Annotated in this window: 11 protein-coding genes, 1 tRNA gene and 1 pseudogene; 5 read left to right on the forward strand and 8 right to left on the reverse strand. The window is 64.8% G+C overall.

The window, feature by feature from the left end; genetic code table 11:
* Window positions 1-1,491: an amidohydrolase family protein gene (locus tag IVA98_RS29870; RefSeq protein ID WP_247307400.1), complete on the reverse strand. Its 1,491-nt coding sequence runs from the start codon at window positions 1,489-1,491 to the stop codon at window positions 1-3.
* A 1,021-nt stretch (window positions 1,492-2,512) separates the two neighbouring features.
* On the opposite strand from IVA98_RS29870, the gene IVA98_RS29875 reads away from it, so the two are divergent.
* Entirely contained in the window at window positions 2,513-3,538 is a 1,026-nt protein-coding gene (locus IVA98_RS29875) for an alpha/beta hydrolase (protein ID WP_247307403.1), read from the forward strand.
* A gap of 101 nt (window positions 3,539-3,639) precedes the next feature.
* Here the strand turns inward: IVA98_RS29875 and IVA98_RS29880 are convergent.
* Together IVA98_RS29880 and IVA98_RS29885 are read right to left on the reverse strand one after the other, a co-directional pair.
* Window positions 3,640-3,714 (reverse strand) — tRNA-Glu (locus tag IVA98_RS29880).
* 56 nt (window positions 3,715-3,770) lie between these two features.
* On the reverse strand, window positions 3,771-4,112 hold the full coding sequence (locus IVA98_RS29885; RefSeq protein WP_247307406.1) for a hypothetical protein: 342 nt from the start codon (window positions 4,110-4,112) through the stop codon (window positions 3,771-3,773).
* Between IVA98_RS29885 and IVA98_RS29890 the strand changes: the two genes are divergently transcribed.
* On the forward strand, window positions 4,111-5,118 hold the full coding sequence (locus IVA98_RS29890) for an RluA family pseudouridine synthase (protein ID WP_247307410.1): 1,008 nt from the start codon (window positions 4,111-4,113) through the stop codon (window positions 5,116-5,118). The two genes, IVA98_RS29885 and IVA98_RS29890, sit on opposite strands and share 2 nt — an antisense overlap.
* Before the next feature lie 220 nt (window positions 5,119-5,338).
* Window positions 5,339-6,238, forward strand: a complete 900-nt coding sequence (rpoH, locus tag IVA98_RS29895) for an RNA polymerase sigma factor RpoH (protein WP_157328162.1) — start codon at window positions 5,339-5,341, stop codon at window positions 6,236-6,238.
* A 200-nt stretch (window positions 6,239-6,438) separates the two neighbouring features.
* Here rpoH and IVA98_RS29900 read toward each other — a convergent pair whose 3' ends face one another.
* The 4 genes from IVA98_RS29900 to IVA98_RS29915 all read right to left on the reverse strand — a co-directional run bounded on the left by IVA98_RS29900 (window position 6,439) and on the right by IVA98_RS29915 (window position 9,939).
* Complete coding sequence (locus IVA98_RS29900; RefSeq protein ID WP_524536435.1) at window positions 6,439-7,065, reverse strand: peptidoglycan recognition protein family protein; 627 nt, start codon at window positions 7,063-7,065, stop codon at window positions 6,439-6,441.
* A gap of 34 nt (window positions 7,066-7,099) precedes the next feature.
* The gene (locus tag IVA98_RS29905; RefSeq protein ID WP_247307595.1) at window positions 7,100-8,308 is read right to left on the reverse strand and encodes a GGDEF domain-containing protein; all 1,209 of its coding nucleotides are present in this window, start codon (window positions 8,306-8,308) and stop codon (window positions 7,100-7,102) included.
* 589 nt (window positions 8,309-8,897) lie between these two features.
* Window positions 8,898-9,509: a LysE family translocator gene (locus IVA98_RS29910; RefSeq protein WP_247307415.1), complete on the reverse strand. Its 612-nt coding sequence runs from the start codon at window positions 9,507-9,509 to the stop codon at window positions 8,898-8,900.
* A gap of 55 nt (window positions 9,510-9,564) precedes the next feature.
* Window positions 9,565-9,939, reverse strand: a complete 375-nt coding sequence (locus tag IVA98_RS29915) for a response regulator (RefSeq protein WP_247356071.1) — start codon at window positions 9,937-9,939, stop codon at window positions 9,565-9,567.
* A 154-nt stretch (window positions 9,940-10,093) separates the two neighbouring features.
* Here IVA98_RS29915 and IVA98_RS29920 point away from each other — a divergent pair.
* A pseudogene (locus IVA98_RS29920) lies at window positions 10,094-10,225 on the forward strand (acetoin dehydrogenase); the annotation flags it as partial.
* Between the two features lie 58 nt (window positions 10,226-10,283).
* Here IVA98_RS29920 and IVA98_RS29925 read toward each other — a convergent pair.
* Window positions 10,284-11,090 carry a lytic murein transglycosylase gene (locus tag IVA98_RS29925; RefSeq protein ID WP_247307420.1) on the reverse strand — a complete coding sequence of 269 codons (807 nt, stop codon included), beginning with the start codon at window positions 11,088-11,090 and terminating at the stop codon, window positions 10,284-10,286.
* A gap of 740 nt (window positions 11,091-11,830) precedes the next feature.
* On the opposite strand from IVA98_RS29925, the gene IVA98_RS29930 reads away from it, so the two are divergent.
* Window positions 11,831-12,067, forward strand: coding sequence for a hypothetical protein (locus IVA98_RS29930; protein ID WP_247277465.1), 237 nt, complete (start codon window positions 11,831-11,833; stop codon window positions 12,065-12,067).
* Window positions 12,068-12,124: the final 57 nt, after the last annotated feature.

A 12,124-nucleotide genomic window follows, 5' to 3' on the forward strand; every position in this document is an offset into this window, starting at 1 on the left:
TCAGCTCCCGATGGCGGGCCGGCGCACGGGGCGGCCAGGCCGCGCCGCCACGTCCAGCACGCCATCACTGATCAGCGGCTCGCCGCTGACGATCAGATGCCGCACGCCCTCGGAGGGGCGGTTCATCGCCGTGAAGGTCGCGCGGTCCGAGAGCTTCTCGTAGTCGAACACGACGATGTCGGCATCCGCGCCCCTATCGAGCCGGCCCTTGGCGCGCATCGCCGGCGTGCTCTGCGACAATATCTCCGCGGGGATCAGCGCGCATTTGCGCACGCCTTCGAGCAGCGACACCGTCTTGCGCTCACGCACCCATTCGCGGATGAATTTCGTGAAGCAGCCGGCCGAGCGTGGATGCGAGGTGGCATCATCCGGCAGGGGCCAGGCATCGCCGGTGTAGGTCGAGCCGTCAGGCAGCGTCCACGGCATCGCGTCGGAGGCGATCGCGCCGCCGGGATACAGCACCGAGAGGTCGAGCAGGTCGCGGTGATGCGCATTGTTCTCGGTGTCGAGGATGTGCCAGAGCACCAGCGAGGACGGCTCTTCGGCCTGCGCCTTGAGCAACTCCTCGCGGTCGCGAAAGCGATGGCCATCAGTCACCCGCTGTACCGAATCATAGCCGGTGCCGTTGCGCTCGACGAACTCGGGATCGCTGAAGAAGGCGGCGGCGAGCACGGTCGAGCCGGTGCCGTAAGGATAGGCCTCAACCGTGATCGGCAGGCCCTGCACCTGCGCCTTCTCGACCAGCACGCGGCAGCGCTCGATGTCGGTCTTGCTCGATGAATTAAAATGGCAGATGTGCATGTGCGCGCCGGTGGCGCCGGCATAGCCGATCAGGCGGATATAGGCTTCCGCCGCGCTCTCAGGATCGATGCGCGACATAAAGGCGACGTGGGTGAAGGTCGGCACGTCCTTTGCAGCCGCGAGCTGGCAGACCGCAGTGAGCTCCTGCACCCCGGCGCCGGGCGCATAAGCGTTCAAGATGCCGATGCCGATGCCGCCCTCGTTGAGGCCGCGCGAAAGGCGATCGAGGATGCCGGCGACCTCCGCATCGGTCGCGACGTTGTCGATCCAGCGGCGGTCGCGCATGGCATTGCCGAAAGCCTCCAGCGAACTCTCCGCATTAGAGCCCGTCATCGCGCCGATGCGCGCAAATGCCCAGTTAGCGGCGGCGCCGTAATTCAGCACGCGCCCCTTCCTGGCCTGGCGTTCATACCAGGATGCGACCGGCAGCACGCCCGCCTCGAGATCGAGCGTCGTCGTCACGCCGTCGAAGGCCTGCATGCGGTCGGCCGGGACCGACTGGCCATGCGCGTGCAGATCGATGAAGCCGGGCGCGACCACGAGGCCGGTCGCGTCGATCACCCGCTCGGCGCTGCCGAGCGAGGCGCCGACCGCGGCGATCCTGCCGTCCACCACCGCAACGTCGCCGATGGCGTCCATTCCGCTGGCGGGATCCACCACCCGACCGCCAGAGATCACCAAGCCGCTCATGTCGAAACTCCTCCGCGCTGATATCGCATCAAGGCAGATTCCGCGGGCAACGACCACCTCCACCGAGGCCGACGCATCATGCTTCCACGGAAGGTCGTTGACAGGAGATCACGGACGCGCGCTTGCAGCCCCGCGGCATGTTGTGCCCGAGCTGTGCTCTCCTCTTCAACCCTCTCGGAGGAAAGGGCGCAGGGAAGACCGGGCGCCGGCTGGCACCCATAAGACCCCTGCGCTGAACGAATGCACACGCAATGCACAGGGGAGACACAGGGCAGCCGAAACCAGGCCTTCCCTGCGCGATGGTTTGACGGCCTATGCCGCGCTCTCCCGGGAGCCGAATTCGTTCTGGCCTCCCTCGCCCTCGCAGAAGTCACGGACACCGCGCCGGTTGACGCCAACGCCGCATCCGCAAGAGCTTGACCGTAGCAACGACGGCCAGGACCACACGGTTTCGCCGTACGCGAGCCATCCGGCTCCGCCAAAAGGCCTCGCCGGACATGGGCGCCGTCCGTCTTCGCAGGACGTGCCATGCTCACGAGGTTCATCTCGCCCTGCACGCACAAGCCCGCCTTTAACGCCGCCCGCGTCCACCGCAACTCCAGCCCGCGTTCGTGACGACGTACGACCGCCCCTTGGTGGGCTGGAATGGGCGACACATACGACAAATCCGAATTTCGGTAAAGTGGAATATTTTTGCAAGGAAGGCTTGACGCCAATTTCGCTGTTTTGCCCGACGTCAGTGGGTCCCATCCGAGCCGCCGCCGATACCGCGCGACGGCCCGGCAATTTTTACGACCGGCGCTAGGTTGCTATGCCGCAAGGGTGTCGGCCGGTCATCATTGAAACGACGCCAGCCGGTTCCAGAACTTCACGGGACGGCTCGCACGTCCTGCGGCGGCGGACGCGAACGCCATGATCATACAGCCAATCGCGAAGCGGCTCCGCCGTCTTCTCGCCTCCATTGTCATTCAGGGAGCTAGCCGGGGCGGCGTTACGGTGGGCAAAGTTCCCAAAGGTTCCTGTGATCATCCGACGTCTCCTGCAACGCGACTCGCATCATGCTGTTTCCCGCCGCGCTCTGCTCGGCGGATTTGTGTCGGCAGGGAGTGCCCTCGCGCTCGGCGGATGCGCCGGCTTGGGTGCGACCGGCGCGCGCTTCGACGCCTCGTCCCTTTCTATCGACCCCACATTGCTTGTTACCACCACGCGCAAGCCCGTGAGCGGCGGTCGCACGAAACCCTGGTTCGGGCCGGAGCGCGCGACCAGCATGACGGTCGCGCGGGCGAAGCTGGTGGCGCCGGACGAAAGCCGTCTTTCTCTTGCCTCTGTTGGACTTGGCGATTGGCGCGTGGATCGGGTCGAGCCGGTGTCGGCCGACCTTGCCGATCTCGTTGCGCAGGCCGGCGGAGGAGACGTGCTGATCTATGTGCACGGCTTCAAGCAGACATTCGAGACGGCGGTGCTGGACGGCGCCCATCTCTCCGATGGGATCAAGTTCCGCGGCCGGACCATGGTGTTCTCCTGGCCCTCCAAGGCAGGATTGTTCGACTATGCCTATGACCGCGACAGCGCGATGTGGTCTCGCGACGATTTCGAACGCGTGCTCTCTGCGCTGGTGTCGGCTCCAAGCGCCGGTCGAGTGCACATCGTTGCGCACAGCATGGGAACCATGCTGACGCTCGAAAGCCTGCGTCAGCTCTATGCCCGCTACGGCGACACCGTTGCGAGCAAGATCGGCTCGGTCGTGTTTGCCGCACCTGATATCGACATGGACGTATTCTCGTCGGCGATCCAGCGCATCGGCCCGCTCGCCGGCAAGATCACCGTGATTGCTGCGACGAACGATCGCGCATTGGCGCTGTCGGGACAAATCGCAGGTGGAATGACGAGGGTCGGCGCCGCCGAAAAGGCCGCCATCGCGCGGCTTGGTGTGCGCGTGATCGATGCCTCCCAGGAAGGCTGGGGCATCGTCAACCACGACCTGTTTCTATCGAATGCGGAAGTGCAGCGGGTGATCCGCCGCTCGATCGACGGCACGACCGCGTAAGGGCGCGCCGTGCCAAGCCACATGAAGAGCTTGCTCAAGCGCTCGTTGCGGCTTCGAGCCGTAAAAACGGCCGATTTTGGAGTGCCCAGCTCGTAGGCAAATGGCGCTCCCTAGGGGAATCGAACCCCTGTTTCAGCCTTGAGAGGGCCGCGTCCTAACCGCTAGACGAAGGGAGCGTGAGGGTTAGCCAATAACCTCGAAATTTGTCCGCCGCAAGGACCCAGCAGCCGTTTTAGGGCTCATTGGCAAATTTCAACATTCCGGCCGGTTTCAAGGTGTGGGCATCGAAGGTGCGGAGCTCGGTGACGCCGCCGATGTCCAGTGTGACAACGAGGCGATCGCCCGCCACGCCGGTCGAGACGATCCTGGCGCCTTTCGGCAGGGTAGCGATGACGTCGCCGGCCACCTCGACCGCCCTTCCCTCCGACTTGAAAAGACGGTAGCCCACCGCGATCAGGACGGCGCAGATCGCCAGCGCCGTGGTCAACCCCGCGATCAGCATCATCCGCCGCACCCGCGCGAACAGCGCGGCCTGCTCGGGGGTCGGTTCGGGAACAGCGGTTTCGGTCGTCATGGAAAGCTCGGGCTCTGCGCAAAGGTTGGAGGTTGTCGTCGCCGGCGACGAGGGCTCGGCCCGGCTCGACCGCGTGCTGGCGGCGCACCTTACCGAACTGTCGCGATCGAGGCTGAAAGCCCTGATCCTGGCGGGCGCAGTACACCTGAAGGCCTCCGCGGTCCGCGACCCCGCTTATCACGTCAGTCCCGGCGATACGATCACAATCGACGTGCCGGAGGCGGCGCCGGCGGAGCCGAAAGGCGAGGATATCGCCCTCGATATCGTGTTCGAGGACGACGACATCATCGTCATCAACAAGCCGAAGGGCCTGGTCGTGCACCCCGCGGCCGGGCACGAGACCGGCACGCTGGTGAACGCACTGATCGCCCATTGCGGCGCCTCCCTATCCGGCATCGGCGGGGTGCGCAGGCCCGGCATCGTGCACCGGCTCGACAAGGACACGACAGGGCTGATGGTGGTCGCCAAGAACGACCTCGCCCATGCCTCGCTGTCCGCGCAATTCGCCGACCACGGCCGCACCGGCGAGATGCGGCGCGGCTACATGGCCTTCGCCTGGGGCGTGCCGAACCGGCATCGCGGCACGGTGGACGCGCCGATCGACCGCCATCCGCATGCACGCGAAAAGATGGCGGTGCGCCAGGGCGGCCGCGAGGCAGTGACGCATTGGGAAATCCTGGAGAGCTTTGCCGGCCGCGATGGCAAACCCGTCGCTGCCCTGCTCGCCTGCGAGCTCGAGACCGGACGCACCCACCAGATCCGCGTCCACCTCGCCCATATCGGCCATCCCCTGCTGGGCGACGCGGTCTATGGTCCGCATTTCAAGACCAAGGCGAACCAGCTCGGGCCTGAGTCGCAGGCGGCCTTGACGGCGCTGGGGCGACAGGCCTTACACGCTTACCTGCTCGTATTTGAGCACCCAAGAACCGGAGAATTACTGCACTGGGAGGCACCGCTGCCGGAGGATTTGCTTCTCCTTCAAAGCTGCCTCAAAGCGGCGCTATGACGCAGGCCCCTTCAGAAAGCCTTTACATTACAAAAAGTTATAGCTGCCACACGGGGACGTGACGTCAGCAATCCTTCCCTTTTCGAGCCCCGATAGGCTATATTGCGCCTGCGTTGAAATTGACCCAACGCGGAACATCGCAGCTACGGCCGGCTTTAACACAGCGGTCGTCTGCCTGGCCCGCCGCTATCGGGGGCCTGAACCTTTTGGAGGGCGCACTATGGCCCGTACCGCTGCTTTGCCGGTCCTCAATGGAGAATCCGGCCTTTCTCGCTACCTCGCCGAGATCCGCAAGTTTCCGATGCTGGAACCCCAGCAGGAATACATGCTCGCCAAGCGTTGGCGCGAGCATGACGATCGCGACGCGGCGCACCAACTCGTCACCAGCCATCTCCGCCTCGTGGCCAAGATTGCCATGGGCTATCGCGGCTACGGCCTGCCGATCTCCGAGGTCGTCTCGGAAGGCAATGTCGGCCTGATGCAGGCGGTGAAGCGATTCGAACCCGAGAAGGGGTTCCGTCTCGCCACCTACGCGATGTGGTGGATCAAGGCGTCGATTCAAGAGTACATCCTGCGTTCCTGGTCACTCGTGAAGATGGGCACCACCGCGAACCAGAAGAAGCTGTTCTTCAACCTGCGCAAGGCGAAGAGCAAGATCAACGCGCTGGACGAAGGCGATCTCCGCCCCGACCAGGTCGCGACCATTGCCAAGCGGCTGGGCGTGACGGATCAGGACGTGATCGACATGAACCGCCGTCTCGGCGGCGACGCCTCGCTCAACGCGCCGATCCGCGACGACGGCGAAGCCGGCGAATGGCAGGACTGGCTGGTCGACAATACGCCCAACCAGGAAGCCATGATGGCGGAGCACGAGGAGTATGATCACCGCCGTGACGCGCTGAACGGCGCCATGGGCGTGCTCAACCCGCGCGAACGCCGCATCTTCGAGGCCCGCCGCCTCGCCGATGAGCCGATGACGCTGGAAGACCTTGCCGCCGAGTTCGGCGTGTCGCGCGAGCGCGTCCGCCAGATCGAGGTCCGCGCCTTCGAGAAGGTGCAGTCCGCGGTCAAGGGCACGATCGCAAGACAGGAACAGGCTGCGCTGGAAGCCGCGCATTAAGCGGGCTTTGTCGGCGCCAGGAATTGGCGGGTCGAAGAGAGACAAAAGCCGGCGGCAACGCCGGCTTTTTTGTTTGGGGCGGTGCCTTGTTGAGCGGTGCGAAGTGCAGCATCACGCGCGCTGTCATGCGCCGCGCTTGCTGGCGGCAGACGGGCCGGCGGAAGTGCCGCAGCGAGCGGGATTGATGCACGATCGGGCGCTCACTCCCCCCAAACCCTCGCCAGCGTCGCGAGCCAGCAGCCTTCGCAATAGCGGGCGTCCTTGTAGTCGATCCAATTGTGCGCGTAGACGCGATCGGCCGGGATGCCGTAGCGCGTGCGCAGCACCCTAACCAGGATCTTCCAGGCTGCGACCTGTGCCTCGGTCGGCCCGGCCGCAACGTCAGGATAATTGCCGGCGAACTCGACGCCGATCGAATTGTCGCGCACGATCTGGCGATAGGTCGACCTGTTATCGATGTATTTGTTGTCGTTGCGGTTGGCGCCGTCGCCATGGGTCGGCACCAAATTCTCCGCCACCGCCCAATAGACCGTGCCGTCGGTCTCGACCCACACCGTGACCCCGCGCCGGGTCGGGTTCTTCGCCTGCGCCAGCGCGCCGCCCCGCGCCGAACCGGCGGGCCCCTCGGTCTGGTGCACGATGATGTTGCGCCAACGGTTTGCGCTGTCGACGTCGCGCCATGGCGCAAGCCACACGATCTTCAGGCCGGGAATCTCGGGCGTGCCGGAGGCGCGCGCGAGTTTTTCCAGCTCGGCATTCTCAGCGGCGGCGGGGACGGTCAGGTACAGGGCGGCAAGAACGACCGCGAGCAGGCGGGACATCGTGATGCGGGTCCAATGCGACCCCTGATGTAGCACGCCCTTACGCGAAGTGGTGCGCGGCCTCACCGGGACCGATCGGCTCGGGCGAGAGCGGCGGGGCCGGATCGTAGACGGCAAGATCGTTCTTGCCGTTCTTCTTGGCAGCGTAGAGGGCGTGGTCGGCATGCGCGATCAGGCGGTCCGGGAATTGACCGACGCCGCGGTCCCACTGTGCAACCCCAATCGAGATCGCGATCGGAATGTCGCGGCCGGTGCAGGCCGCGGCGTCCTGACGGCAGACCTCGAGCACGCGGCGAGCGATCGCGGCAGCCTCGCGCAGCGACGACGACGGCAGCACGATGCAGAACTCGTCGCCGCCGGTACGAGCCAGCATGTCGCCGGGCCTTAGGCGCGTCTGCGCCATCAGCGTGAAGTGCTTCAGGCAGGCGTCGCCCGCGGCATGGCCATGCGTGTCGTTGATGGTCTTGAAGCCGTCGAGATCGATCACCAGCAGCGAGAACGGCGCGCCGCCGCGCTCCGAGCGGGCGCATTCCTCGGTCAGGCGCTGCAGCAGATGCCGCCTGTTGGCGACGCCGGTGAGATCGTCGAGCAGCGCGAGGTCGGCAACCTCGTTGCGCAAGCTGTCCATTGCCAGCAGCAGGAAACCGAAATTCAGCGTCATCGACAGGAACAGCAGCCCCAGCACCATGACGGCATGGGTCTGGCCGCCGGCCCGCGCCGAGAGATCGTGGCCGAGCAGATTGCCCACCATACGGGCGAACAGGATCGCGATGATGCCGAGGATGACGATGCCGGACAGCCGCGCGCCGGGGCTGACACGCCCCTCCGGCGACAGCAGGAGGCGCAGCGCCAGCACCAGCGGCAAGGCCTGGCCGAGCGTGTAGCTGAGCATGCGCAGCTGCATGTGCTCGAAGCTGACTGTAAAGACCATGACGCCGGTGAGGCTCAAGCCTCCCGTTGCGGTCATGAGACGCCACGAGACCGGCCGGTCATAGAAGCGCTGAATGCCCATGGCGGCGAGGCAGCTCGCGGCAATGACGCCGGCTGCGCCGAGCAGAAGCGGCAGGGGCGAGGCGACGAACAGACGGATCAGGGCCGTCATCGCGCCGGCGGCGCCGACGAAGGACGAGGCCATCCAGAATCGCGCGGCTGCGAATTTCGGATAGGAGCGCGTCACGTAGGCCCAGATCACACCGAGCGCCAGGAAGTTGACGACGAAGACCGTCCACAATGTCGGTACGTTCAGCATGGCGCGTGCGGCACGCGCAGCGTCGCGCCCCCCGTCCCTGGCAGCCGTCCGTCCATCACCCATCCCCGTTTTCTTCCGGCGACAATGCGCGAGTTGCGCTTAATGGAGTCTCACTGCGACTCTTGAAAACGCGCCTTTGGTTTTGGATTCATGAACGGCGCCTGGCTGTTGTCGGATCGTTAAGCCTGTCGCAAGCGACGGTGCGCCGACGCGGCGATGCGGATTCGCGCAGCAAAATCACCTGAAAATGCATCTGAGCTGTGGATAACACGATGACACAGATGTGACGGCACGGGGCAGAGGAGCGCGAATCTGCTGAGTTTGTCGTCGAGGATGTTGCGAGGCTGGCCCTCCGCCGAGCATCCCTCGTGTCGCGTTCCCACCATTAAACCCTAAGAGGATACTATGGCTAAGAAAGCGAAGAAGGCGGCGAAGAAGAAGGCGAAGAAGGCCAAGAAGGCGAAGAAGAAGTAACGCAGCTTCTTTTTCTTTGCCCGGGTGGAGCCTCGCTCCGCCCGGGCGTCGGGCAAGATCGAGAGTTTGAAGGTGGCGGGCGCAAGGCCCGCTTTTTTATTGGGAGAAAGAAAGACTACCGCTCCGCGAACGCCAGCTTGGCGCCGAGTGCGGCAAAGCCGGCGGCGAAGCTGCGGCGCAGCCAGGCCATGACGCGGGGCCGGGAGATGACGCGCTCGCGCACCGAGGCGGCGCAGAGGCCATAGACGACGAACACCGCAAAGGTCATCGCCATGAAGGCGCCGCTCAATTCCAGCATCCGCGCCAGCACATGGGCCTCGTCGAGCGCGATGAACTGCGGCAGGAAGGCGAGGAAGAAGATCGACAGTTTGGGATTGAGGATGTTGATCAGGAAGCCGGTGACGATGACGCGGCCGCTCGACCGCTCCTTGATTTTGCCCTCGACCGCGAGCGCACCTCGCTCGCGCAGCGCCTGCCAGGACATGTAGAGCAGATAGGCGACGCCACACCATTTCAGCGCGGCGAAGGCAAGCGCGCTGGTGTGGAGCACCGCGGCAAGGCCGAGCATCGCCGCCATCATGTGCGGCACAATCCCCAGCGTGCAGCCGAAGGCCGCGGCGATGCTGGCGCGCGAGCCGCGGGTGAGCGCCGCCGCCAGCGTGTAGAGCACGCCGGTGCCGGGCGAGGCGACCACCATGAGCGAGGTGAGCAGGAACGACCAGGTCATGATTGGACCTTATCACCGCGCCTTACGTCGGAAAAGCGATGGTCGGCGACCGCCCTCAGGACAGCTGCGCGATCTCGGCCTCGCGCAACACGTCGAGCGGCGCCCACGGCTTGGCCCAGAACTTGGCACCGTCAGGCAGCGGCTGCATCAGGGGCCGCCCGGAGGTGACGACGACGTCGAGCTTCGGATTATGGCCCTTGGCGAGATGAGCGAGTTCGACCCCGTTCATGCGGCCAGCGAGCTGAACGTCCGTCAGCATCAGGCAGAGTGCGCCCGCATTCTTCTCCAGCACGCGTTCGGCCGCCTCCGCACTCTCGCACTGGATCACGTCGTACCCACTTTCCTCGAGGAGAACGCAAAGCATCTCCCGCTGCATGTGGTCGTCTTCGACAATCAGCGCTGTTGCACGAAATGGCTGTGCCTGTCCCATGGAGCGGCTCCCAATGCTTGCTTCGTATCGTATGTTAAAAGCCCAAATCGGCCGTGGTTCAGTTCCATTCTGAAAAAATGTAAATCATAGTTCCCGCTTTCCGGACTGACGGGGAGATCCATGTCTGCGATTCGCGGCGCCGCCGCCATGACCCGAGAACGCGGCGAAGACCACGCCGAAGGATGCCGCCCTGCGCATGAGCCGAGGCATCGAGAGGAACGAGCCCCGCATCCTGATCGGCAACGACGCCCGCTTCATGGATCTGCTCCAGCGCTTCCGCCCGGGCGCGGCGCGACAGCAGCGCGACGCCCCCCGTCACTTGCGAGCGTTAGCCGTGCGCCCCCTCACTGCCCCATCAGCCGATCCGCGAAATACCCGATCGTCTTGCGATAGACCACCGCCCTGTTCCACTCGCGCATTGCCTCGAAATTCGGCGTGCCTTCACCGTAGGGCTGGCCCATCTTGAAGCCGCTGGTGTGGAGCAGGTTCGCAGTCGAGGCGAGCACGTCGGGGACGCTGTGGCGGAGGTCGACGTGGCCGTCGCCGTCGAAATCGACGCCGTATTTGATGTAGGACGACGGCAGGAACTGGGTCTGGCCGATCTCGCCGGCATAGGCGCCGATGAGATCGCGCAGCGGCAGGTCGCCGCGCTGCACGATCTTGAGCGCGGCGAGCAGTTCGCCCTGGAACAGATCGGTACGGCGGCAGTCATGCGCCAGGGTCGCCAGCGTGCGGATCACCGGCAGCTTGCCGGTATCGCCCTTGCCGAAATCGCTCTCCAGCCCCCAGATCGCGACCAGGATGTAGCGGGGCACGCCGAACTTCTGCTCGATCCGCGAGAGCAGCGCGGCATGGCGCTGGAGCAGCGCCCGCCCGCCATTGATGCGGCCGGGGCCGACGCGGGTCGAGACGTACTGTTCGAAGCTCTTATTGAAGGTGTGGCGCTGGCGCCGATCGAAGGCAAGCACGGCGCCATCCTGGGTCACACCGCTGAGCGCCGCATTGGTCACGCTCGCCGAGACGCCGGAGGCTTGCGCCTCCGCGGCCATGCTGGCGACGAAAGCGTTGAAGTCGCCGCCGCAGCGCGCGGCCTGCGCCGACCCACCGGCCAGACAGACGATGGAGGCGGTGGCCAAAGCGTGTCTCAACATACCGGAGAATCCTCTAATCCTCTGAAGAATGAGCGCGGAAAGCAGCGCGCGATCATGCCCGGGAACCGAATTCGCGTCAAAGCAGCAAAGCCTCGCCGTGAAGGCGCGCGAGCTTGATCCGCCTCGACATCGTATCCAAGCGACGCGAGATGGACGATTCCGACACTCTCCTCTCGTCTTCCGGGCGGCGTTTAACGAGACGCGCGCAGCGGCCCGGTGACCGCATGATTTATCGCGATAGTGGACCTCGATTCGGCGCTCGCGATCACACATTGCAGGCAGGCGGGAAGACATACAGCCTGGCGCGCCTCGCTGCGAGCCAGTCGCGCTGCATTGCGACGGCCCGAACAATGAACAAAGTGATTTGGTGATCCAAACGATTGTTGCGACGCGCATCAAGTCGGCATGCCGCGGCCAACGCATATCTGATCCGCCCGCTGCGACCTCAACGCCGCCACGATTTGCCTTGCCATCGCATGGCGCCTTCGATAGTCTTCTATTTTAGGTTGTCACCCCGCCAGCCCCGGGCGACACCGAAGACCAAAGATAACTGAAGACTAAAGATCAACGGCGGGCTTCGCGGCCCGCCGTTGATTGGGAGTTCACATCACGCCTGGCACTCCGAGGCAACGACATCTGATCCGGCAGCCGCGGCGGGCACCCTCGCCTTCAATGCATCGCCAACGTCGATAACCGCCGAAGTCATTTGACTGCGGCGCCCTGATCGACGACAAGCCGCCATGGCCAAGAAACCCGGAACCAATCCCAAAGGCGAGTTCGCCTTCTTCAACGTCGTCTATGAGGACGATACCCAGCGCTCCAACCGCCGCGTGCCCACCGAGCTGCTCGGCGGCCTCGACGGCGACGAGCCCGCGCGCGGCTTCATCATGGAGCAGGACCGCGAGATCGCCGAAAAGAGCGGTCGGCCACCGCTCGAGATCAAGCGGATTGAGCGGGTCGGGGTGAAGAAGAAATAGGCAAACATCGCCAGCGCCCCATCTTGCAGACAAGCAGCTGACAGAAGCAGATGACGC

The sequence above is a fragment of the Bradyrhizobium sp. 160 genome, from assembly GCF_023073735.1.
Lineage (GTDB): Bacteria > Pseudomonadota > Alphaproteobacteria > Rhizobiales > Xanthobacteraceae > Bradyrhizobium.

Coding starts and splice junctions, on each gene's coding strand:
- IVA98_RS29890 (WP_247307410.1), top strand. CDS start 4,111: ATGGAAAGCTCGGGCTCTGCGCAAAGGTTGGAGGTTGTCGTCGCCGGC.
- IVA98_RS29915 (WP_247356071.1), bottom strand. CDS start 9,939: ATGGGACAGGCACAGCCATTTCGTGCAACAGCGCTGATTGTCGAAGAC.
- IVA98_RS29930 (WP_247277465.1), top strand. CDS start 11,831: ATGGCCAAGAAACCCGGAACCAATCCCAAAGGCGAGTTCGCCTTCTTC.
- IVA98_RS29885 (WP_247307406.1), bottom strand. CDS start 4,112: ATGACGACCGAAACCGCTGTTCCCGAACCGACCCCCGAGCAGGCCGCG.
- IVA98_RS29925 (WP_247307420.1), bottom strand. CDS start 11,090: ATGTTGAGACACGCTTTGGCCACCGCCTCCATCGTCTGTCTGGCCGGT.
- IVA98_RS29870 (WP_247307400.1), bottom strand. CDS start 1,491: ATGAGCGGCTTGGTGATCTCTGGCGGTCGGGTGGTGGATCCCGCCAGC.
- IVA98_RS29910 (WP_247307415.1), bottom strand. CDS start 9,509: ATGACCTGGTCGTTCCTGCTCACCTCGCTCATGGTGGTCGCCTCGCCC.
- IVA98_RS29905 (WP_247307595.1), bottom strand. CDS start 8,308: ATGCTGAACGTACCGACATTGTGGACGGTCTTCGTCGTCAACTTCCTG.
- rpoH (WP_157328162.1), top strand. CDS start 5,339: ATGGCCCGTACCGCTGCTTTGCCGGTCCTCAATGGAGAATCCGGCCTT.